At 36.1% G+C, this 21,113-nt stretch carries 22 protein-coding genes, 1 tRNA gene and 1 other RNA gene; 5 read left to right on the top strand and 19 right to left on the bottom strand.

The window, feature by feature from the left end:
• Positions 1 to 229: 229 nt before the first annotated feature.
• The 9 genes from CD30_RS15175 to ffs form a co-directional block, all read right to left on the bottom strand.
• Positions 230 to 502 (bottom strand): pro-sigmaK processing inhibitor BofA family protein, encoded by a 273-nt coding sequence (locus tag CD30_RS15175; RefSeq protein WP_036178595.1) that lies wholly within the window; start codon positions 500 to 502, stop codon positions 230 to 232.
• A 66-nt stretch (positions 503 to 568) separates the two neighbouring features.
• The gene (locus tag CD30_RS15180; RefSeq protein WP_036178598.1) at positions 569 to 781 is read right to left on the bottom strand and encodes a YaaL family protein; all 213 of its coding nucleotides are present in this window, start codon (positions 779 to 781) and stop codon (positions 569 to 571) included.
• A 60-nt stretch (positions 782 to 841) separates the two neighbouring features.
• Positions 842 to 1,438, bottom strand: a complete 597-nt coding sequence (recR, locus tag CD30_RS15185) for a recombination mediator RecR (protein WP_036178601.1) — start codon at positions 1,436 to 1,438, stop codon at positions 842 to 844.
• Between the two features lie 11 nt (positions 1,439 to 1,449).
• Complete coding sequence (locus CD30_RS15190) at positions 1,450 to 1,764, bottom strand: YbaB/EbfC family nucleoid-associated protein (protein ID WP_036178604.1); 315 nt, start codon at positions 1,762 to 1,764, stop codon at positions 1,450 to 1,452.
• A 21-nt stretch (positions 1,765 to 1,785) separates the two neighbouring features.
• Entirely contained in the window at positions 1,786 to 3,552 is a 1,767-nt protein-coding gene (gene dnaX, locus CD30_RS15195) for a DNA polymerase III subunit gamma/tau (RefSeq protein ID WP_036178607.1), read from the bottom strand.
• Between the two features lie 119 nt (positions 3,553 to 3,671).
• A complete protein-coding gene (locus tag CD30_RS15200) occupies positions 3,672 to 4,538 on the bottom strand; it encodes an ABC transporter permease (protein WP_036178610.1) in 867 nt (288 codons plus the stop codon).
• Positions 4,535 to 5,470 (bottom strand): ABC transporter ATP-binding protein, encoded by a 936-nt coding sequence (locus CD30_RS15205; RefSeq protein ID WP_036178612.1) that lies wholly within the window; start codon positions 5,468 to 5,470, stop codon positions 4,535 to 4,537. Before CD30_RS15205 ends, CD30_RS15200 begins: the two co-directional genes overlap by 4 nt.
• Positions 5,470 to 7,461, bottom strand: coding sequence for a hypothetical protein (locus CD30_RS15210; RefSeq protein ID WP_052126251.1), 1,992 nt, complete (start codon positions 7,459 to 7,461; stop codon positions 5,470 to 5,472). The genes CD30_RS15205 and CD30_RS15210 overlap by 1 nt, the downstream gene beginning before the upstream one ends.
• A gap of 289 nt (positions 7,462 to 7,750) precedes the next feature.
• Positions 7,751 to 8,016, bottom strand: an RNA gene (gene ffs, locus CD30_RS19875) — signal recognition particle sRNA large type.
• Between the two features lie 178 nt (positions 8,017 to 8,194).
• Between ffs and CD30_RS15215 the strand changes: the two genes are divergently transcribed.
• Positions 8,195 to 8,287: transfer RNA gene (locus tag CD30_RS15215), tRNA-Ser, on the top strand.
• Positions 8,288 to 8,394: 107 nt separating this feature from the next.
• Here the strand turns inward: CD30_RS15215 and CD30_RS15220 are convergent.
• Positions 8,395 to 9,021, bottom strand: a complete 627-nt coding sequence (locus CD30_RS15220) for an RraA family protein (protein WP_036178615.1) — start codon at positions 9,019 to 9,021, stop codon at positions 8,395 to 8,397.
• Between the two features lie 212 nt (positions 9,022 to 9,233).
• Between CD30_RS15220 and CD30_RS15225 the strand changes: the two genes are divergently transcribed.
• On the top strand, positions 9,234 to 9,614 hold the full coding sequence (locus CD30_RS15225; protein WP_052126252.1) for a hypothetical protein: 381 nt from the start codon (positions 9,234 to 9,236) through the stop codon (positions 9,612 to 9,614).
• Positions 9,615 to 9,695: 81 nt separating this feature from the next.
• Here the strand turns inward: CD30_RS15225 and CD30_RS15230 are convergent, their stop codons facing one another.
• A complete protein-coding gene (locus CD30_RS15230; protein WP_170933671.1) occupies positions 9,696 to 10,232 on the bottom strand; it encodes an LOG family protein in 537 nt (178 codons plus the stop codon).
• A gap of 80 nt (positions 10,233 to 10,312) precedes the next feature.
• On the opposite strand from CD30_RS15230, the gene CD30_RS15235 reads away from it, so the two are divergent.
• Both CD30_RS15235 and CD30_RS15240 read left to right on the top strand, forming a co-directional pair.
• Positions 10,313 to 11,071 (top strand): MBL fold metallo-hydrolase, encoded by a 759-nt coding sequence (locus tag CD30_RS15235; RefSeq protein WP_036178619.1) that lies wholly within the window; start codon positions 10,313 to 10,315, stop codon positions 11,069 to 11,071.
• A 186-nt stretch (positions 11,072 to 11,257) separates the two neighbouring features.
• Positions 11,258 to 12,559: an NCS2 family permease gene (locus CD30_RS15240; RefSeq protein WP_036178622.1), complete on the top strand. Its 1,302-nt coding sequence runs from the start codon at positions 11,258 to 11,260 to the stop codon at positions 12,557 to 12,559.
• Positions 12,560 to 12,755: 196 nt separating this feature from the next.
• On the opposite strand, the gene CD30_RS15245 is transcribed toward CD30_RS15240, so the two are convergent.
• The 6 genes from CD30_RS15245 to CD30_RS15270 all read right to left on the bottom strand — a co-directional run bounded on the left by CD30_RS15245 (position 12,756) and on the right by CD30_RS15270 (position 18,302).
• Positions 12,756 to 13,901 (bottom strand): MFS transporter, encoded by a 1,146-nt coding sequence (locus tag CD30_RS15245; protein ID WP_036178625.1) that lies wholly within the window; start codon positions 13,899 to 13,901, stop codon positions 12,756 to 12,758.
• Positions 13,902 to 13,964: 63 nt separating this feature from the next.
• Positions 13,965 to 14,636: a FadR/GntR family transcriptional regulator gene (locus tag CD30_RS15250; protein WP_036178627.1), complete on the bottom strand. Its 672-nt coding sequence runs from the start codon at positions 14,634 to 14,636 to the stop codon at positions 13,965 to 13,967.
• A gap of 143 nt (positions 14,637 to 14,779) precedes the next feature.
• On the bottom strand, positions 14,780 to 15,943 hold the full coding sequence (locus tag CD30_RS15255) for a mandelate racemase/muconate lactonizing enzyme family protein (protein WP_036178630.1): 1,164 nt from the start codon (positions 15,941 to 15,943) through the stop codon (positions 14,780 to 14,782).
• Positions 15,944 to 16,134: 191 nt separating this feature from the next.
• Positions 16,135 to 16,872, bottom strand: a complete 738-nt coding sequence (locus CD30_RS15260; protein ID WP_052126253.1) for a GntR family transcriptional regulator — start codon at positions 16,870 to 16,872, stop codon at positions 16,135 to 16,137.
• 124 nt (positions 16,873 to 16,996) lie between these two features.
• Positions 16,997 to 17,665, bottom strand: a complete 669-nt coding sequence (locus CD30_RS15265) for a deoxynucleoside kinase (RefSeq protein WP_036178633.1) — start codon at positions 17,663 to 17,665, stop codon at positions 16,997 to 16,999.
• Positions 17,643 to 18,302 carry a deoxynucleoside kinase gene (locus CD30_RS15270; protein ID WP_036178636.1) on the bottom strand — a complete coding sequence of 220 codons (660 nt, stop codon included), beginning with the start codon at positions 18,300 to 18,302 and terminating at the stop codon, positions 17,643 to 17,645. The genes CD30_RS15265 and CD30_RS15270 overlap by 23 nt, the downstream gene beginning before the upstream one ends.
• Before the next feature lie 198 nt (positions 18,303 to 18,500).
• On the opposite strand from CD30_RS15270, the gene tadA reads away from it, so the two are divergent.
• The gene (gene tadA / locus CD30_RS15275) at positions 18,501 to 19,025 is read left to right on the top strand and encodes a tRNA adenosine(34) deaminase TadA (protein WP_170933672.1); all 525 of its coding nucleotides are present in this window, start codon (positions 18,501 to 18,503) and stop codon (positions 19,023 to 19,025) included.
• 98 nt (positions 19,026 to 19,123) lie between these two features.
• On the opposite strand, the gene CD30_RS15280 is transcribed toward tadA, so the two are convergent.
• Positions 19,124 to 20,281, bottom strand: coding sequence for an aminotransferase A (locus CD30_RS15280; RefSeq protein WP_036178640.1), 1,158 nt, complete (start codon positions 20,279 to 20,281; stop codon positions 19,124 to 19,126).
• Positions 20,282 to 20,468: 187 nt separating this feature from the next.
• Positions 20,469 to 21,104: a CoA transferase subunit B gene (locus tag CD30_RS15285; RefSeq protein WP_036178643.1), complete on the bottom strand. Its 636-nt coding sequence runs from the start codon at positions 21,102 to 21,104 to the stop codon at positions 20,469 to 20,471.
• Positions 21,105 to 21,113: the final 9 nt, after the last annotated feature.

Here is a 21,113-nt window from a genome sequence, read left to right on the forward strand (position 1 = left end):
GAAACGTTTAATTCATTAACGTTTTGTTGTTCAGTTTTCAAGGTTCATTATGCCAACTTTATTTAAATATATGAATACTATATTTATAAAAGCGACATTAATATTATATCATAATCGCAAATGAAATGCAACATTTTTTTGATTTTTTTATCATTTTTTTGATGCGTCTCGTAGCGACTTAATTAATATACCACGTTCATATATACATTGCAACACTTTTTTTGATTTTTTATTGAAAAACTGTTAATACCCCTATACATAATAAACCTGGGATTCCTAAGATCGTGATTGTTACAGCTGAAAATAGATTTACTGGCACTACGATATTATAACCATCTGCAATAATGTGAGCTATATATAAGATGGCAAATGAACATGCGAGCCTAAACCCAATAATCGCAAATTTTTCAAAAACAACATCAAAACCAACATTCTTTCCTATTAGAAGAAAACAAAAAATAAGTAGCGCGCAAATAATGCCAACTGATATGTATGTTAACATCGAATACTCCTTTTTAAAAAATTTTATACATAGGAGCATATGCTTTTGCTGCTACTCATATTTATGTTATTTAATTAATATTTTTCGAATTCTTGCTTCTTTAAATAAGTAAAAGTGAATACTTTCTGCTTTTTTCCTTTGTGCGATAACATCTAAATCATAGTCATCAAGCAATTCTTCAATAACCTTTGCACTGTTCCATTCTTCTTTTGTATCTAAAATAAGATTTCTTAATTTATCATCATATTCCCTTTTTAGCTTGCTTTTACGATGAAACATCCGAACAGCTCACTCACCTTAGTCTAATATAAACAATGTGCCTTCTGAAAAAAAGGATTCTTACAATTCTCTGCGTCCTTCTATCGCTTTAGATAATGTAACCTCATCTGCATATTCCAAATCGCCGCCAACAGGTAGACCATGGGCAATACGAGTTGTTTTAATCCCCGAAGGTTTTACTAAGCGAGAAATATACATTGCTGTAGCCTCACCCTCAATTGTAGGGTTTGTCGCTAATATTAATTCTTGCACGCGTTCATCCTGCAAACGAGTAATTAATGCTGCAACATTAATATCTTCAGGTCCAATGCCATCCATTGGGGAAATAGCGCCATGAAGAACATGATAAAGCCCATGATAATCACGCATTTTTTCCATTGCAATTACGTCCTTTGGATCTTGAACAACACAGATTGTCGAAACATCTCTTTGTTTATCTGAACAAATTTGGCATGGATCCACGTCTGTAATATGTCCACAAACCGAACAATAGGTTAAATTGCGTTTCGCATCGATTAAAGCCTTTGCAAAGGTTGATACGGTATCCTCTTTCATAGTTAAAACGAAAAATGCCAGTCGAGCCGCAGTCTTCGGTCCGATACCTGGCAATTTCATAAAGCTATCGATTAGCTTTGATATTGGTTCAGGGTAATACATTTATGTTCCTCCTAGAATGGAAGGTTTAAGCCTTGAGTGAATTTACCCATTGTTGAAGTAGTTGTTTCTTCTACTTTCTTTAAAGCATCATTTGTTGCAATAACTAATAGGTCCTCTAACATTTCTACATCTTCAGGATCTACAACAGAAGGGTCTAATTTTACTCCAAGTACTTCTCGTTGGCCGTTCATAGTGATTTTCACCATACCGCCACCTGCAGCACCTTCAAACTCTCTCGCGTTTAATTCCTCTTGTGCTTGCATCATTTCTTTTTGCATTTTTTGCATTTTTTTCATCATACCTTGCATATTGCCCATTCCACGCATAATTCTATATCCTCCTAATAATTAGTCTTCTACTACCTCAACAAAATCTTTACCAAACAATTTCTCAGCCTCAGACACTAATGGGTCTTCAGTAGAAACCTCATTTATTTCTTCTATAAATGGTTGTTCTGTTTGAGCTGCTACTTCATCATCATGATCAGTTGATTCTTTTTTATCAGCCAAGTGATTTTCTTTAATGAACTCTTCACGCAGTTTAAACCACTCTTCATCTGGAATACAAAGTAAATCGTATTTTGAATCTGTTAACTGATATAGATATTGTGAAAACATTGCTGTAAAGTCTGTATTTTCGGCAACCATTTTACAATGAATATCATACTTGAATTTTACCACAAATGCACTAGAAGATGCCGCAACCGGTTCTGCTTCTGCTAAAAGTGCTGCTTGCGATTTTTGAAGCTGCCCAAGAACTTGTGCCCATGCACCTTTCACTTTTTGGATATCCTGCTTCGTTGCTCCTTTTAACACCTCTTTAATTCGACCGACTGGTGGATTATAGTTTTGGGATTTCACCCTTGGTCGAGACGATTCTTTTGTTTGAGGAGTATTTGTTACTTGTGCACCGTTTTGAAGTTGCTGAGTTAACTGATGTACCATTCTTTCTAATGTTGTAATTTTTTCAGCCATAAGTGGATCTACTGCAACACTATTTGCATTTGAATGCTGCACCACACCTTCTGCACGAGCGTTTTGTGTCATTTTCAATAAAGCAGTTTCTAAATAAATTTTCGTGTGGTGTGAATATCGCATCTCTTGCTGTGTTTTAGATAGTATATCAATATATCCATAAAGAATGTCGGCGTTAAACATGCTTGCTAATTCAATAAATTTTTCTTCTGGTGCTATTAATTCTAATAATTCATCAAGCTCTCTACTTGTTTGTAATAATAGTAAATCACGGAAAAAAGTAATTAAATCTTCCGCTAATCGAGTAGGTTCCTTCCCGTCAGCAATAAGCCCCTCCATGAGTGATAAAACCTTTGCAATGTCTTTTTCTTTTAGAGCAAAAGTTAAATCATAAAAGACATCTTGGCTAACAGAACCCGTAACAAGTAATGCATCTTCGAGTGTAACTTGAGCATCGCTAAAGGATACGACTTGGTCCAGTAAACTTAATGCATCTCGCATTCCACCTGCAGCTGCCTGCGCTATTACTTTTAAAGCTTGCTCCTCGAAGGATAAATCAATATCTTCTAAAATTATTTTCATTCTTTCCAAAATATCATTTGAGGAAAGACGTTTAAAATCAAATCGCTGACAACGAGAAATAATCGTCGCAGGTAGTTTATGCGGTTCAGTTGTTGCCAAAATGAATACAGCATGGCTAGGTGGCTCTTCTAATGTTTTTAACAGAGCATTAAAAGCGCTTGTTGAAAGCATATGCACTTCATCGATAATATACACTTTAAACCGAGCATTTGCTGGGGCAAATCTTACTTTCTCGATAATGTCTCGCATTTCTTCAACACGTGAATTTGAGGCAGCATCGAATTCAATAACGTCCGGATGAGATCCTTCTGTAATACTTAGGCAAGTGGCACATTCATTACAAGGTTCATTGGTAGGTGCCTTTTCACAATTTAATGCTTTAGCAAAAATCTTCGCCGTACTTGTTTTCCCAGTACCTCGTGGACCAGAAAAAAGATAAGCATGGGTTGTTTTATTTGCTAGGAGGGCATTTTGAAGCGTTCTTTTTACGTGCGTTTGACCAGACATTTCACGAAATGATTGTGGTCGATATACACGATAAAATGCTTGATACGTCAACTTTTTCCTCCCCTTCTAGTTTCTCGTATTTAGTAGGTTCATTATAGCATAAGTTTCTATTATTTTTCCTATGCAATCAATAATCACTACATAAATCCACGAATTTTATACTCATTTCTTTATCTACTATGCTTCATATTTGCGCGTAGTTTTTTAATGGAGATAAATAAACAAATAATCGTAATTAAACTATAAAAAATTATATAAACAATCCAATTTGGAAAATCGATTCCCATTAATTCCGAAAGCTGTATTGATAGTTCTGGATAGAGGCTTGTAATCATGAGTGCAAATGGGTTAATACACGCCCAAAAATAAGTAATTGGTGAGCTTGACACCGATGAACTCCCTGATGAATAAGGTGCTATTGTTGTTAAATCATCGAGAATTACACCAACAAAGAATAGAAATGCGCTCACCGCTCCTAAAAATATCATAGCCCCATAAGTTGCAATCATTGCTACAACTGTCTTCTTTGTAATTGTAGAGAACATGATGCCAATACTGCCTATTGCTACAATTGTTAAAAGGTAAAATAGAAAAATGGAGATTAACTGAGTAGGTGATACTCCTCCAAATAAAAACACGATACTATATAACGGAAGCCCCGCCACAAGCAAGAGAATTAAAAATGCAATGGAAGATAATAGCTTCCCGATAATAATTTGAGTTGAACTTTGAGTTGTCGTTAACAAAATATTTAATGTTTGTTTTTCCCTTTCCGAACTAATAGCTCCTGCAGTTACGCCCGGAGTGATAAACATCGCCAGTGCCATTTGAAGAATGGAGACAACCGTAAACATCATAAAGCTTTCATCTGGTTTGAAAAAGCCCGTTCCTGTAAATTGCGTAAAGATACTTAAAAAACCGCCAACAAAGATAAATAATAGAATTAAATAAAACATTAATCCTGAAAAACTTTTAAAGTTTCTAAAACGTAATTTTAGCTCCTTTATTAAAACAGGATTTGAAAATCGTTGCATCATGGTTGATCCACTCCCTTTGTTATAGCCATGAAGACATCCTCTAAATCTTTTTCTTCTACTGAAAACGTATAAATCAATATATTTGAAAGAAGAGCGTTTTTAAGTAGCTCCACCTGATCAGCATCTGTTCCCCGATAAGTAAAGGAAATTTCCATTTTTTCATCAGAAATTTCAATTGAAGAAATCAATGGGTTTTCTTCAAAGAAGGCACGTGCACGTTCTAAACCATCAAGTACTTTTACATACACCCGTTTATCTCCTTGTAGCTGCATTTGAATAGATTCCACATTCCCATGGGCAATTAGCTTACCACCATCAATAACAACAAGCTCATCACACATCTCAGCTAGCTCGGGTAAAATATGTGAGGAAATCAAAATCGTCTTATTCAATGATTTTAAACGCCTCAAGATGTCTCGCATTTCAATTCTTGCTCTAGGGTCTAATCCGGAAGCCGGCTCATCTAATATCAATATTTTCGGATCATGAATAAGCGTTCTAGCTAAACATAAACGTTGTTTCATTCCTCTTGATAATAAGTCTACATATTCAAAGCGTTTATCCGTTAAATTGACTAATTCTAATAATTCATGAATCAATGTTTTCCGTTTCTCAGCAGAAATTCCGTAACTTGCTCCATAAAAGTCTAAGTATTCCTCTACTTTTAGCTGGTCGTATACTCCAAAGAAATCTGGCATATACCCTATTAATTTCCGAACTTCTGCAGGCTCTTTCATCACACTTTTTCCGTTTATTAATGCATCTCCTTCTGTTGGAGATAAAAGAGTGGCTAAAATGGAGAAGATAGTAGTTTTACCAGCACCATTTGCACCAACAAAACCACAGATTACTCCTTCGTCAATCGATAAATCCAAATGATCCAAAGCAAGAAACGCCCCATATCTTTTCGTTAATCCATTCACTTCTATCATTATTCTGCCACCCCTTTTCTTTCAATTTCCGGACTAAATGGTTGAGCAATATAAGACACTGGTGAAACAGTAGCATTTCCTTCAAGTTCTACTCCTACTAAGGCCTGATCTGTCCAGCCAATAATCACAGGATGGCCATTTTCCTCCACAATGCCACTCGCACCAAATTTCGCTTTCTCTAAACGCTTAGGATAAATTTCTTCTTTTGTTTGCGGATATGAGTATCCATAGTTAATCATTGATGGTGGTAAAAGTAATCCATCTGATATTTTTAGTGAAACATCAATCGTTTCGCCAGCTTTTATATTCCCAAGCGCCAATTCTGAAGCACCAGTCCAAACTGCAAGATCTTTTAGTTCAAACGGAAAGTGATTTGTTATTTTTCCAATAAGCATATTATTTTCAGTTGATAATTGAATATCTAGCTTTCCTATGTTTGAAATTTGCGACTCTCCTATAAATGATTCCACTGACCAGTAATTTAAATTTTTTAATTGAATAAATGACCCGTCTTCATTTTCTTTTACAAACGCCTTTTTATGTAAAGTGTTTGAATTAGCATTATAGTTACGGTAAGGCAATGCAGTTGTACCCTCATCTAATTGGAAAGTAAAATCTCCACCTCGATTCGTTAAGATTGATTGAATATAATAGCCAGATAAACTTTCATCAGCATTTACTTGATAATAAGCCGTTTGCTGAATTTGAGATTGTAACAAACGATCCTTTGCACCTATAACAAACAATACAACGGACAATGCAATCGACAATGCTGGTATAATCCACCAAGCGTGTTCTCTTTTATCAATTCTTTTCAAGATGAAATATAATACAGGGCCAATAATTAATATATAAATCAATACAATAATTACTAAATTTGTGACGGAAACTTCAAAGGATGGGAATAACTCGTTGATGGTGCCAACTTCTAGTGGCAAATAGTCAATAGGATTTCTAATATAATCTTGATATTCGTCTATTGGTTGAGTTGAGTCTAGTTGTAGTAGTGTAGTAAGTAACATTGGGTAGCCGTCCATAGTTGTTAGTGCTCGGTCACCAAGTGAGAATGTTGTTTGAACGATCTGTCCATTTCCTATATTCGTTGTCGCAGCTAGTACCTGATTATCCACCGAAAAAATAAAATTACTACTTTCAGTTTGATTAGCATGATTTACTTTAATATTCTCTGTAAAAATCCCGCCATTTGTGTAAGTCTCCAAGCTAGCACTTGATATAGATACTTGTTCATCTAGTAGTACTAATGGCAAATAATCTTGGAGTAAGCCCATTGAAGTATTCACTTGATTGGAAGCACCTAATAATAATGTCCCACCGCGCTCTATCCAATTAAGGATCACTTGCTGTTGGTCCGTTGTTAGGTCTGAAATACCAACATCATCTATCACTAAAATATCTGCTATTTCTAATCCTCTTACATCTGTAGGGAATTGAAAATCTGCAATCTGATTTAAATGAAATATTTCCACATTGTTTGTCGCAAATTGTTCGACTCTTAAAAACGATGCAAGCCGATCACTGTTTTCCGTTAATGTATAAAGTACTGTCGTATCAGTATTAAAAGAAATTGGCCTTAAAATTTTATCACCTGTATAATCGATTAATCTTCCGTTTTCAATTCCGCCCTCATAAAAATAAAAGGACTGGTCTTGTTTGTCCATATAGAAGTAATCTTCCGACAGTCCCTCTAAATAGAGCTGAAGGGTCTTTGTTTCACCTTCTGCAATTTCCAGAGGGTATACCTTCGCTGAACCTATACTGTAAGAAACAGACGTATCAATAACAAAATCCCCTGAAAAAGCTGTGCCGTTATTCGTAATCGTTACTTCCACAGGAAATGGCGTATAGGTTTTTATATTATTTGAAATTCCTACGTTGGCTTCTATACTTAAATTAGGTGCTGCACTTACATTACTAAAAGGAACAAAACTAAACATGATAAAAAACAGCAAGATGTAACCATACCTTTTCAACCACTCCAACCCCTTTTATTACTATTTATTAATTAGTACGATTTTTATCGTACATAGTTCCAATTTTTAACCATATTAAGAAATAATGCTAAATTTTTTAAACATAAAAAAGAGAACAATCTTAGAAATAATATGCTCCCCTTAAAGTAGACAGATCAAAAAATAAAAATCTGGCTACTTGTATGGGGAGCTTTTGAAGTTCGAGTTGTTCTCTTTATGTTAACTTTATTATTTTTTTCATAAAAAAACGCTCGTCATAAAAGACGAGCGGATTATTTGCACATTAATGCCGTGCACCTTTCTTCGACAGCCGCACATAAGCGTTACTCTTGTCGACAGCTCGGGTCAGGCAACCCCGCGGCACATGGATATGACCACTTAATGCTGCTTCCTTCCGGACCTGACATGGTTCATGGGTATCCATTGCGCAGGACCCAACCGTCAACACTACGTGCAAGAGGCAGACCCTACATGCGGGCAGCCTCGGAAAGGGCTTCAGTCTCGCTAGAGCGGATTGCGAGTTACAGGGCACCGCTACCTCCCCACCTAGCACGGCATAAACTAGTATACTTTATATAACGGTAATAATGCAATGTTTAGTTATGGTAATTAAGGAAAATGAAAAATGTGTATTATAAAAATAAAATTTCATTCAAATTAATATCACTTTTTTGTTGACCATCTTTTCATAACATGATATAGTATTTTTTGTCGAAAGAAATCGACACAATACGGAGGCATACCCAAGTCTGGCTGAAGGGATCGGTCTTGAAAACCGACAGGCGGGTTAAACCGCGCGTGGGTTCAAATCCTACTGCCTCCGCCATTTTCTTAACCTAAACATTAACTTATTCGTTACGATTGTTCGTAACGTTTTTTTATTTTCATAAAACCACATATAAAAGCTGCGAAATCCAAGTTTCGCAGCTTTTTTTATTTCGCTAAAACCTTTGCTAAGTAAGCGCGAATAGATGCTTCACCATCTCCAAGAGCTTCCCTTTCACGCGCCATATCCTTTGCTAATTTTTCCTCAGCAGCTTCAACAACTTTCTCCAAATCCGTTTGTGGCACAACGATGACTCCGTCGATATCTCCAATTACAAAATCCCCTGGATGAATTGCTACGCCACCAATAGAAATAGGCACACCTACAGCACCACCACCATGTTTATTACCAGCAGCAACTGTTGTACCTAAAGCAAATACTGGGAAATCAAGTTCGCGAATGGCTGCGATATCACGAATAACTCCATCTACTACAAAGCCTTGTATGCCTACTCCTTTTGCAAGAGAAACCACAAAATCTCCAGCTACCGCTCGATTTCTATTTCCTTTTGCATCGATAACTAAAATATCCCCTTTTTCTGCTTTACTAATTGCCTCTAACACCGCACCATTTTCGCCATCGGGTAATCGAACAGTAACAACTCTTCCTGCAATTTTGAAATGATCTGAAAGAGGTTTAATACTTGCATCTACATTTGTATGTCCCCCTGTTGCATCTGAGATAGCAGTAGTGGGCAGAGCCAAAAATCTTTCTTGAATTGTGATTGTTTCCATTTTTTTACACCCCTAAATTCCAAATATTTTAATAATTTAAATAATATAGTAATAATAAAATAAGTTAAATAGATTTTTTCAAGTTTTATTATGTACTTCACCATTTTGACTCCCATCTAACGATTAAAAAAGAGGGAAATGGTTACAATGTCGGATGAAAAAGGCTCTTCTAAACAAGAATTTTTACATATTAAAAATGAGGAGTGACATTGATGAAAGTTAATCGATTAATCGCCCAGTATCAGAAGGAAAATGGGGAAATAGGATATAGAATGGTGACGAATGATATTGACGTTATTGCTAAATCAACGGGAGGGCTTGCCCCAACCATACTCTATTTTCATGATAATCAAGATGTGACAGATGATATTCGCGCCCTTCGATTTGGGTACGAATCACCCTATTCTTATATAGATAATTATGATGCATTTCAAAAGATGCTTTATCAAAAAGAACAGCGAGCAGTAAATGACTTATATGACACAATCAGTATTCGCCCCAAAAATATGTCTACTGCTAAACAGGTTTTATGGGCATTTGGCGTATTAGTCTTAATGTCGATTCCATTATTAGTTGCTTTTATTTTGAACTAAAATTCAAACCCCCTGTAGATACAATTTACCTACAGGGGGTGCTTAACAATTATTTATATTCATTGTGGATCTACGTTCTCTTTATTTCCCTTTCAATATCGCTAAAATCTCTTCCGGCTTCGTTGCAACCTGTAAAATCTCCCTTTGTTCTTCTCTAATAAAGCCTTCTTCAAACATCTTGTTAAAATGTAAAATGAGTGCATCATAAAAACCGTTTATATTATATAAAATAACTGGATTATTATGTAAGCCAATCTGTGCCCAGGTAAACACTTCAAAATATTCATCCAGCGTGCCACATCCACCTGGGAGAGCAATGTAAGCATCGGACAAATCAATCATTTTCTTTTTTCGCTCATGCATTGATTCAACAAAATGAATTTCAGTTAAATGTAAATGGGCAATTTCACGTTTTTGTAAATGCTCCGGCATAATCCCAATGACATTTCCATTATAGGCTAATGCTGCATCTGCAACGGCCCCCATTAAGCCCACATTTGAACCGCCATATACAATTCCAATTGACGCTTTGGCTAATTGTTCTCCAAGTTCTTTTGCCTTTTCTATATAAACTGTATTTTTTCCTGTTTGAGAACCACAATATATCGCGACATTCATTTTTTATTCCCCCAATTGTTTGCTACAATTCATTATAAATTGGAAATATTAAATCCATGTAAATAAAAGGAGTATGTTACATGAAAATAATACCTTTAGGTGTAGGTGGTGCCTTCACAAAAACTAGTTATCATAATAACTATATCATGCAATTAGATGAAAAATGCATGTTAATTGATGCTGGAACTACTTTGCGCTATAGCTTACCTGAAGCTGGATTTCATTATCGTGATATACATTTTATCTTTATTTCACACCTTCATTTTGATCATGTTGGTGGTTTAGAGGAATTAGTATTGCAACGTTTTTGGCATTTTGAAGAAGGGGAACATGTGCCATTGAAAACAACAATCATCATACATGAAAAGTTATTCGATTCCTTGAGTGCATTATTACGTAATGGGCTAGAAAACCAAGGTCGAACTGTGGATGATTTTTGTGATTTTATTTGTTTAAATGACAGGGAAAGTTACAAAATTGGAGACTATGTATTTTCGCCTTTTGATACGAGTGATGCTCATGCTGAAGGAATGCTAAGCTTTGGATTTAAACTAGCTCGGAAAGATCTCAACATCATATTTTCATCTGATGTAAAACGATTAGAAGATGCTAAGCTCCTTGGGCAAATTGATAATAATACAACTGCAATTTTCCAAGATGTCAGCTTTACATTTAACGGTGCACATTCGACCTTACAAGAGGTGCTTGACTATTACCCAGAAAATCTTCATAGAAAAATTTATGCTATGCATTATAACGATCACATAGAGAATTTTTTAGATGTAATTGAACGATCACATATACAACTTGTTAAAAAACAAAAAATGATTGAATTTTAATGGAAAGTCAGTTCATTATATAGTCGAAAATTTCCCCTTAACATTCAACTTTTCTAACTATTTCAAGAATATCTCGGGTTATTGGCGAGCTAAAAAATATATGTTAATATCTTCTTTGTGGCTTACCTGATTTACAGGGAAAGCGGGTAGGGAGAGGGCTAATTGAATAGTTAGGTAGTAAAATTTATGAAGAGTAATTGGTTTAACAAACTCTTTCAGCTTGAGCAAAATGAGACGACGATGAAGCGTGAAGTATTGGCCGGGGTAGTTGGCTTTTTTACAATTGTTTATATTATCGTCGTAAACTCTTTGATTTTATCGGAAGCTGGTATTCCATTGGAAGCAGCGATGGTAGCTACAATTGTTTCTTCTGTTGTAGGGTGTTTAATGATGGGATTTTGGGCAAATGTCCCGATTCTTCTTGTACCAGGAATGGGGATTAATGCATTATTCTCTTACACCATTGTTCAATCTATGGGCATGTCCTGGCAAGAAGCGTTAGCTGTTGTTTTTGTCTCAGGGATAATTTTTATGGTCATTGCTTTTTCTCGTTTTTCGACTGTCTTAAGTAATTCGATTCCCCATTCCTTAAAAGAGGCGGTTACAGTGGGACTTGGATTATTTTTAATGCTAATCGGACTTGAAAAGGGTGGCATTGTTGTCAAAGGAACAAATTCAATTATCGCTCTTGGTAATTTAGGGGAACCCCAAGTAATCGCAACCATTTTAACTTTTCTTATTGCCATCTTTTTGTTCATACGGAATACACCGGGTAATTTTTTGATTACGATGATTGCAGGTACATTCATTGCATGGCTACTTGGTTTGATAAACTTCCAACAAGCACAAGGAGAGGCATTCTCTTTAGGTGATTATATGGGCGTATTTGGTGCGATGTCATTTGATAATATCCTATCAATGACATTTTGGATTGCTGTATTTTCACTTACTATGGTTCTTGTATTTGAAAACATCGGACTTGTATCTGGACAAGTATCGTTCATCAATCGGTCTGAAAAATTTGCACGTGCTTTTCAAGCTAATTCCGTATCATCCATGCTTTCAGGGTTATTTGGGACCAGTCCAACCGTTCCAGCAGTAGAAAGTACTGCTAGTATGGCTGCTGGTGGAAGAACGGGTTTAACCGCAGTGACAACAGGAGTTTTATTTTTACTGTCAGCCTTTTGCATTCCGATCATTCAGCTTATTCCAAATAGCGCAATTGCACCCATCTTAATAATTATTGGGGGATTAATGCTTCAAAATATCCGTCATTTGGATTTTGAAGACTTAAGCGAAAGCTTCCCAGCAATTTTCATCATTGCCATGATTCCTTTTACTTACAGCATTGCAGATGGAATTGCAATAGGTTTTATCCTTTACCCAATTTTAAAGATCGCGATTGGTAAGGCAAAAGAAATCACACTGCCAATGCTTGTAATTGCCGGATTATTTTTATTTAATTTTATCTATCAAATTATAGGTTAATATATTGGAAATGAGCTGTTCAGAAACTGTAACTTCTGAACAGCTTTTTTGTCATTTAAGATTGTTTAAATAATCCAACTTTCTCCTATTTAATTAACAAAATGCTATTTTGAAGGATAGTGCCCTTTACTCATTTTTTTAAAAGAATTGCACTTCGATTATCCAAAGTGTTATATACGATTGTAGATTTATATATTTATCTCGTTTCCCTTAAAGTTCCTACTAGAATCATAAGGACTATACAAAATAGTGCGAGCACTGAAAAAATGGGCAAATCACTATTTGTAACATCACGTAAATATCCGGCTAACACAGGTATAATGCCCCCCAGTATATAACCAAATCCTTGCATCATGGCAGTCCAAGCACTTGACTCCTCCCCCGTTTCTGTTGCGTATAACGGTAAAGCTAGCGCTAAAGGAAATACACCACCTAAGCCAATCGCAATAAAAATAGTGGCAATCCAAGGGCCTCCAGTTGAAAGAATGAATAATAATAATCCAATAAATGTACAAGCACTACTTACAATAAGCCAGCCTTTAACCGTTCCAATCCGATCAACTAAGGCAGGAATGATAAAGCTAAAAGACATTTGAATTATCGTAAAAAACGTAATTAATGTTCCGGCTTGTGCTTGGGTGAATCCGGTTGCTTGTGCAAATGGAGCCAACCAAGTGCTAATACAATAGAAGGCTCCTGATTGTAATCCGAAAATTAGTGTTATTATCCATGCTTTCATTTTATTAATTGGTAGTTTGATTTCTTTTGCCTCTATGTCCTCTTTATCCTTTTTCATAAAAGGAACCCAGCATATAAGTGCGATGAAGGCAAATATACCCCAACTAGCTATTGCAACATTCCATGATCCGTTGAATATTGCTTCAAAGGGCGCTGTTAATCCCGCACTTACAGAAGCTCCTAATCCCATCCCAACAGAATAAACCCCAATCATAATTCCAATCTTATTTGGAAAAGATTTTTTAATAAATCCTGAAAGCAATGGTCCGCATATTGCGATTCCAACCCCAATGAGTAAGGCTGTACAAAATAAACTAAGCGGCGATCCCGAAAAAAATCTATAGGTTGTGGCAACGCCAATTAAACCTAAACAAAGGGCAATCGTTTTTTCTGCTCCAAATCGATTACTTAATTTTGTAGTGAATAATGCAAAAAAGCCCATACAGAAAACTGGAATAGCTGTAAGAAAGCTAACCTCGAAATTCGTCATGTCTAAATCTGAACGTATATTTTCAAGCACAGGCGACATTGATGCAATTCCAAGTCGTAAATTAAAGGCAACAATTAACAATAAAAATATAGATCCAGCAAACTTTGTTCTCATATTTCTCCTCCTCAATTCATCATATCATCAGATGTTTAGGGTTAAATAAATTTGGAACACGTTTTATCGTTCCAAATTTTTAGATATTATTTCAACTGCTTCCTTCACATTTTGATTTAAAATCGCTTGATACAGCTTTTCATGATACAACGTGTTATCTTGATAATCGACCGTATTTAATATAAGCTTACTTAAAATTTGTCGAAGGGTTGGAATAAATGCGCTGTACATACTTTCTAGTATAGGATTATGACTCGCCTTTGCAATTGCTAAATGAAATTGAACATCTGCCTCAATGTACGCATTATAATTTCCCTCTTGAAGCATACGTTTTCTCTGATCGAGGAAAGACTTCAATATTAGCATATCTTCATTCGTACGTCTTTTTGAAGCAAGTTCTGCTACCTGCTTATCGAGCATCGCACGTGCTTCATATACATGTTGGATATCACTTTTAGCCAATAAATCCTCAAAGGAAGATGTTTTTTCTTCGAGGGAGATAATATGCGTTCCTTGACCTTGCTTTACCTCCAAAATACCTGCATGCACTAGCACTTGTATTACTTCTCGTAGAGTTGAACGCCCAACACCGAGCTCTTCCATCAGCTGTGGCTCTGGAGGCAATCGATCCCCCACTTTATAGCTTCCTGAAAAGATTCTCTGTTGAAGCTGCTCTAAAACTACGTCTGCTAACTTTCTTCGAGGTACTTTTGAAAAAGAGCTATTACTTGTCAATTTTTACTCCTCCTTCAAAAGTTATGTAAATTCACAATTATCTTAACTCATTTTCATAGGTTAAACAACTTCGAGAAAATTTTTTAAAAAAAGAGCACCCGAAGGTCATAGTTATAACTTTCGGGTACTCAGGATGTGGTTGTTTACTCTGCTAATGAATGAAGCAGCTTGATTAATGGTGCTTTTGTTTCAAAACCGATACCTGGTACATCAGGTAGTCCAACATAACCATTTTCAACAGGAATATGATCTGCAAAACCACCGAAGGGTTCAAACACTCCCGGATAAGATTCATTGCCACCTAAGCCTAATCCAGCAGCAATATTTAATGACATTTGATGTCCACCATGTGGAATACAACGACGTGGTGACCAGCCATGTTCTTTTAACATATCTAAAATTCTCATATATTCTACTAGACCATAGCTTAGTGCACAGTCAAATTGTAAATAGTCTCGATCTGGTCTCATGCCGCCATATCGAATGAGGTTACGAGCATCTTGCATAGAGAAGAGATTTTCTCCAGTAGCCATTGGATTTTTGTAGTGCTTTGCAAGTTCGGCTTGGATTTCATAGTCTAGTGGATCTCCTGCCTCTTCATACCAAAACAGATTATATGGTTCTAAAGCTTTAGCATAGCTAATTGCTGTTTCCATATCAAAGCGACCATTCGCATCAACTGCTAGCGATTGTCCAGATGGTACCACCTCTAATACAGCTTCAATTCTGCGAAGATCTTCCTCTAAAGAGTTTCCGATTTTCATTTTTACAACAGAATAGCCTAAGTCTAAGTAGCCTTTCATTTCATCCTGAAGTTCTTTATAACCTTTTCCAGGTTGATAGTAGCCCCCTGCTGCATAAACAAATACTTTGTCGTCAGGTTTTTCACCTCTATAACGTTCAGCAAGAAGTTGATAAAGTGGTTTTTCTTCAATTTTTGAAACAGCGTCCCATACCGCCATATCTAAAGTCCCAACAGCAACGGATCTTTCTCCATGCCCACCCGGTTTTTCCCCAGTCATTAAAATATCCCAAATTTTATGAGGATCTAGGTTTGTCCCTTCTTCATTTAAATAATCATCTGGCTTTGCCTCTAGTAGGCGAGGGATAAAACGTTCACGTAAAATACCACTCGGTGCATAACGACCATTTGAATTAAAACCATAACCTATTACGCGCTTACCATTTTTCACAACATCCGTTACGATTGCAACAATGGATGCAGTCATTTTAGTGAAATCAATGTATGCATTACTAATACTTGATTTAATCGGTACCGCTTTCTCTCTTATCTCTAAAATTCTCACAAAATCCCCTCCGTGTGGATAATTAAAGTAATTAATTAACTGTTTAAAGTGTACATTAATGTATACATTAATGTCAATATAGGTATTAAAAATAATAAAAACTAGAATCCATCGCATATAACGTATACATTAAACCAAATAAAAAAAGATATCTTCAAAATGAAAATATCTTTTCCACATAGCATTTATAATTATTTTTTTGTCTTACTTTCTAATATAGCTAAAATTTCTTGGCTTCCACGCTTTCTGTGGGAGTGCATTAAGGTTTGTGCCGCTTTACTATCTCGCGCCTTCATTGCAGCAACGATTGCCCGGTGCTCAATAATAGAACGAACCGGGAGTTCTCGATCATTAATGGTGTATACTCGTGCGCGGTAAAGCTGATCTGAATGGCTATCCATCACACTTTTTAAACGTTCATTTTTTGAGTGCTTAATGATTAAATTATGAAACTCATCATCCACATCAGCCCACTCTTTTAAATTACTTTCATATAATAGGCTTTCCTGTAGGTCAATGAGCGACTCCAATTTATTAAGGTTTTCCTCATCAATGTTTACTGTAGCAAGCTCAGCAGCAACGCCGTCTAGCGCCTCAGCAATCTGACATATTTGTTGAATACTCTCTTTTAAAATAGGCTCAACACTAAAACCTTTTCGTGGAATAAGACGAATCCACCCATCCATTTCTAACCGGACTAAAGCCTCTCTTACTGGTGTCCGACTCATATTAAGCATTTCCGTCATTTCACGCTCTAAAAAGGTTTCTCCTGGCGGCAACTCTAAATTACGAATTGCCTTTCGAATAATTAAATAAGCTAGCTGTGGCAAGCGTGTTTCCTTTATTTCATCTTTATAGGATAGTAAAACATTCTTTAACTCTTGTTCGGAAAATTGTGTAGAATCTTGTTCCTCATGATCATTTTTCATCTACTTCACCAAATTTCAATTTAATAGTTACGTACGGTTGACTTTAGCAAATATTATAACAAACATCCCGATGAAATAATAAACAATGAAAAAGCCACCCAGTTAAAAAGGGTGGCAATCAATTTTATTTTCTTAAATGGGAAGTTTGTTGAAGCATATATGAAATACGCTCTACAATACTTTCAATTTGCGCTGGATTTTCCATTAAATCATAATCATTAATGTCTAAACGTAACACTGGACAGGCATTGAAGTTATTAATCCAATCTTCATAACGTTTGTGCATTTCAACCCAATAATCTAATGGTGTTTGCTGTTCCATTTCACGACCGCGCTCTCTAATCCGAGCGATAATATCATCAATCGGTCCTTCTAAATAGATAAGCAAATCAGGATGAGGGAAATAAGGTGTCATCACCATCGCATCAAACAAATTTGTATATGTTTCATAATCAACTGGACTCATTGTCCCTTTATCATAGTGCATTTTCGCAAAAATCCCTGTATCCTCATAGATCGAACGGTCTTGAATGAAGCCACCTCCATATTCAAAAATACGTTTTTGCTCCTTAAAGCGCTCTGCAAGGAAATAAATTTGAAGGTGGAAGCTCCATTTTTCAAAATCATCATAAAATTTATCTAAATACGGGTTTGTGTCTACTTTTTCAAAAGATGTGCGGAAGTTTAACGCTTGTGCCAATGCATTTGTCATTGTTGATTTCCCCACACCTACTGTTCCCGCAATCGTAATAACGGTATTTGCAGGAATGTTATATTTTTCTCTTAGATTCATTCTCGGTGTGAACTCCTTTTTGTATCGTTTCTTCAACCATTTTTAGGACAGTTTGTAAGTCTTCTTTATTTTTCACAAAATCAATACGATCCCCATTTAGCTGAATTACGGGAATTTCCGGATGTAAAGTTACAAAATGCTGGAAAAATTCGTGGTAATCTGAGGCTAATTGTTCTATGTAATCACGGGTAATCATTTTTTCAAATTCTCTTCCGCGCAAAGCAATTCGATTCATTAACGTATCAATGCTTGCATGCAAATAGATAATCATATTTGGTCTGGGCATATCTGCCGTTAAAATTTTATAAATAGCCTCATACTTTTCATATTCAGAAGGTTTTAACGTACGCTTTGCAAAAATTAAATTTTTCAAAATATGATAATCCGCTACAACAGGCGACCCTGTTTCTAATATATGGTTCTTTATATCTGTTAGTTGTTTATATCGATTACAAAGGAAGAACATTTCTGTTTGAAAGCTCCACTCATTGATATCTTCGTAAAACTTCCCAAGAAACGGGTTTTCATCCACAATCTCTTTTAATAGATGATAGCCGAATAAGTCAGAAATCGCCTTTGATAAAGACGTCTTTCCTACACCAATCGGACCCTCTACTGTAATAAATGGAACAGACATGAGAAGTCCCCCTTTAAGTCTAAATTCGTCAATGTTATACATTTTATCATATGCGCATGTCGAAAAACAGATAGAGAGATGGAATGATATAAGTAATTATTATATATCCTTGTATTATTTACTAGTCTTTAAGCATTGTTCCATTAATTGAGCGGTAACTTTCTTTCATGATACACTAGCAGCTAAGGAGAGATGGTTGTGGATGTCTTAGAAAAAGATTTAGAATTTATGAAAGCTGCTATTGAAGAAGCAAAAAAAGCAGCGAATCTTGGTGAGGTACCAATTGGTGCTGTCATCGTCTACCAAAATGAAATTATTGCTCGCGCTCATAATTTGCGTGAAACGTCCCAAAACGCAGTCACTCATGCGGAATTAATGGCTATTCAACAAGCCTGTGAAGCCATTGGGAGCTGGCGGCTAGAGGAAACGACCCTTTATGTGACATTAGAGCCTTGTCCAATGTGCGCAGGGGCTATTTTGCAGTCGCGAATACCGCGTGTCGTTTACGGTGCAAGGGATATGAAAGCTGGCTGTGTGGACTCCTTATACCGATTACTAAACGACGCTCGCTTTAACCATGAGTGTGACGTTACCGAGGGCGTATTAGCAGAGGAATGTGGTCAAATGCTAACAGACTTTTTCCGAAACCTTCGCGAACGAAAAAAAGAAGAGAAGAGACTAAAAAAAGAAATGGACCAAGGGAAACTGGGTGGTATCTTATAACAAAATAGAAATCCCGTTATTATTGAGAAATCTATCACAATTACCTTAACTTTATAAAATAAAAAAGGCCGATCAAAAATCTGAACGGCCCCTTCTTATTATTTAAATTTCTCCATAAACTTCTCTAGGCGATCCATTCCTTTTTCTAATACCTCTAAAGGCTGTGCGAATGACAGACGAATATACCCTTCCCCAGCATCAGAAAATGCACTTCCCGGAACAGTTGCAAGCTCTTGCTCCTTTAATAATTCGATACAAAAATCAAAGGAGGTCATATTAGTTTTTTTAATCGAAGGGAAAATATAAAAGGCTCCCTGTGGTTTTACAACATCAATGCCCATATCAACAAGACGTTTATAAACATAATCTCTGCGGGCTTGATATTCTTTTTTCATTTTAACAGGATCATTCAACCCATTCGTCAACGCTTCAAGAGCAGCATATTGGCTTATACTTGTTGCACAGCTAATATAATAACCGTTTAGCTTCGTCATTTCCTTTGTTATATAGCTTGGTGCAAGGGTATAACCAATTCTCCAACCTGTCATAGAATGTGACTTTGAAACCCCATTAATAACAATGGATTTCTCTCTCATACCTTCAAAAGAAGCAATGGATTTATGTGATTTCTCATAAATGAGCTCACTATAAATTTCATCTGAAATGATAAAAATTTCTTTATCTTTTAATAATGTAGCGATTTTCTCCAATTCCTTTTCATCAATAACCGATCCAATTGGATTGCTTGGAGAAGGAAGAATAATACACCTTGTTTTATCCGTTAAATTTTTTTCGATTAGCTCAGCTGTTAAAACAAAATCAGTAGCAGCTGTATCAACACAAACAGGAACTGCTCCACAAAGCTCAATTAATGGAATATAACCTGGATAAGCAGGAGACGATAAAATCACTTCACAGCCTTCATCTAAAATTGTTCTTAAAGCGATTGTTAACGCTCCAGATGCACCATGAGTCACGATAATTTCATCCTGTGGATTGTAGGATAAACCATACTTCTCACCATAAAATTTCGAGATAGCTTTGCGCAATTCTAATATCCCTGCATTTGGAGTATATGTCGTATAATTTTGGTCAATTGCTTCCTTCGCCTTGTCCTTTACATGGCTAGGAGTTGGAAAATCCGGTTGGCCGATTGTTAAATTAATAGCATTTGGATAGTCAACAAGCATATTGGTAAACTTACGAATACCAGAAAGCTCAATTTTCTTTAAGTTTATATAAATTAAATGTTCCACTTTATTTGCTCCTTGTGATTTACTTCAGTTAGTTGAATTCAATTCTATTGCATTATCCACTATTTTCTATGCTAATAGGACTTCACAACCTCCGTTTTTTCCATTATTGTACCATTATTACTGTCGATTTTTATTTGATTATTTATCGAATTATCTAATTTCTAAATTTTTGATTTTTAAACTGCACTTACTGAATTGCTACTATAAATGAAGCTTCTGTTTTTTCTCTTACCTCATCTACAGTTACGCCTTCTGCTGTTTCGATTAACACCAATCCTTCATCTGTAAAATCAAATACAGCTAAGTCTGTAATTAATCGATTTACCACGCCTTTTCCTGTTAACGGTAATGTGCAGGATTTTTTTATTTTTGATTCTCCATGCTTTGATATATGTTCCATAATAACGACGACCCTTTTGGCTCCTACAACAAGATCCATAGCCCCACCCATGCCTTTTACCATTTTTCCTGGAATCATCCAGTTAGCCAAATCTCCTTTTTCTGAAACTTCCATTGCTCCTAAAATCGCTAAATCAATATGGCCACCACGAATCATAGCGAAGGATTCCGCACTATCAAAATACGCTGCACCTGGTACCGCAGTTACTGTTTCTTTCCCTGCATTAATCAAATCAGCATCAACCTGTTCTGCTGTTGGATAAGGCCCAATCCCTAGCAGACCATTTTCAGATTGCAGTAACACGTTAATATTTGATGGGATTTCATTTGCTACAAGTGTAGGCATCCCAATTCCCAAGTTTACATTCATACCATCTTGAATTTCCTTAACGGCTCTTTGAACAATACGTTTTCTAGCATTCATGCCTTTCAC

The sequence above is a fragment of the Ureibacillus massiliensis 4400831 = CIP 108448 = CCUG 49529 genome (assembly GCF_000772965.1).
GTDB classification, from domain to species: Bacteria; Bacillota; Bacilli; order Bacillales_A; family Planococcaceae; genus Ureibacillus; species Ureibacillus massiliensis.

Bases quoted from the DNA above. Each gene is read 5' to 3' on its own strand.
- CD30_RS15245 (WP_036178625.1), bottom strand. From the start codon at position 13,901: ATGAGAACAAAGTTTGCTGGATCTATATTTTTATTGTTAATTGTTGCC.
- CD30_RS15225 (WP_052126252.1), top strand. From the start codon at position 9,234: ATGAAAGTTAATCGATTAATCGCCCAGTATCAGAAGGAAAATGGGGAA.
- CD30_RS15175 (WP_036178595.1), bottom strand. From the start codon at position 502: ATGTTAACATACATATCAGTTGGCATTATTTGCGCGCTACTTATTTTT.
- CD30_RS15240 (WP_036178622.1), top strand. From the start codon at position 11,258: ATGAAGAGTAATTGGTTTAACAAACTCTTTCAGCTTGAGCAAAATGAG.
- CD30_RS15230 (WP_170933671.1), bottom strand. From the start codon at position 10,232: ATGAATGTCGCGATATATTGTGGTTCTCAAACAGGAAAAAATACAGTT.
- CD30_RS15260 (WP_052126253.1), bottom strand. From the start codon at position 16,872: ATGAAAAATGATCATGAGGAACAAGATTCTACACAATTTTCCGAACAA.
- CD30_RS15220 (WP_036178615.1), bottom strand. From the start codon at position 9,021: ATGGAAACAATCACAATTCAAGAAAGATTTTTGGCTCTGCCCACTACT.
- CD30_RS15205 (WP_036178612.1), bottom strand. From the start codon at position 5,470: ATGATAGAAGTGAATGGATTAACGAAAAGATATGGGGCGTTTCTTGCT.
- CD30_RS15190 (WP_036178604.1), bottom strand. From the start codon at position 1,764: ATGCGTGGAATGGGCAATATGCAAGGTATGATGAAAAAAATGCAAAAA.
- recR (WP_036178601.1), bottom strand. From the start codon at position 1,438: ATGTATTACCCTGAACCAATATCAAAGCTAATCGATAGCTTTATGAAA.
- CD30_RS15265 (WP_036178633.1), bottom strand. From the start codon at position 17,665: ATGAATCTAAGAGAAAAATATAACATTCCTGCAAATACCGTTATTACG.
- CD30_RS15235 (WP_036178619.1), top strand. From the start codon at position 10,313: ATGAAAATAATACCTTTAGGTGTAGGTGGTGCCTTCACAAAAACTAGT.
- CD30_RS15285 (WP_036178643.1), bottom strand. From the start codon at position 21,104: ATGAATGCTAGAAAACGTATTGTTCAAAGAGCCGTTAAGGAAATTCAA.
- CD30_RS15200 (WP_036178610.1), bottom strand. From the start codon at position 4,538: ATGATGCAACGATTTTCAAATCCTGTTTTAATAAAGGAGCTAAAATTA.
- CD30_RS15270 (WP_036178636.1), bottom strand. From the start codon at position 18,302: ATGTCTGTTCCATTTATTACAGTAGAGGGTCCGATTGGTGTAGGAAAG.
- CD30_RS15180 (WP_036178598.1), bottom strand. From the start codon at position 781: ATGTTTCATCGTAAAAGCAAGCTAAAAAGGGAATATGATGATAAATTA.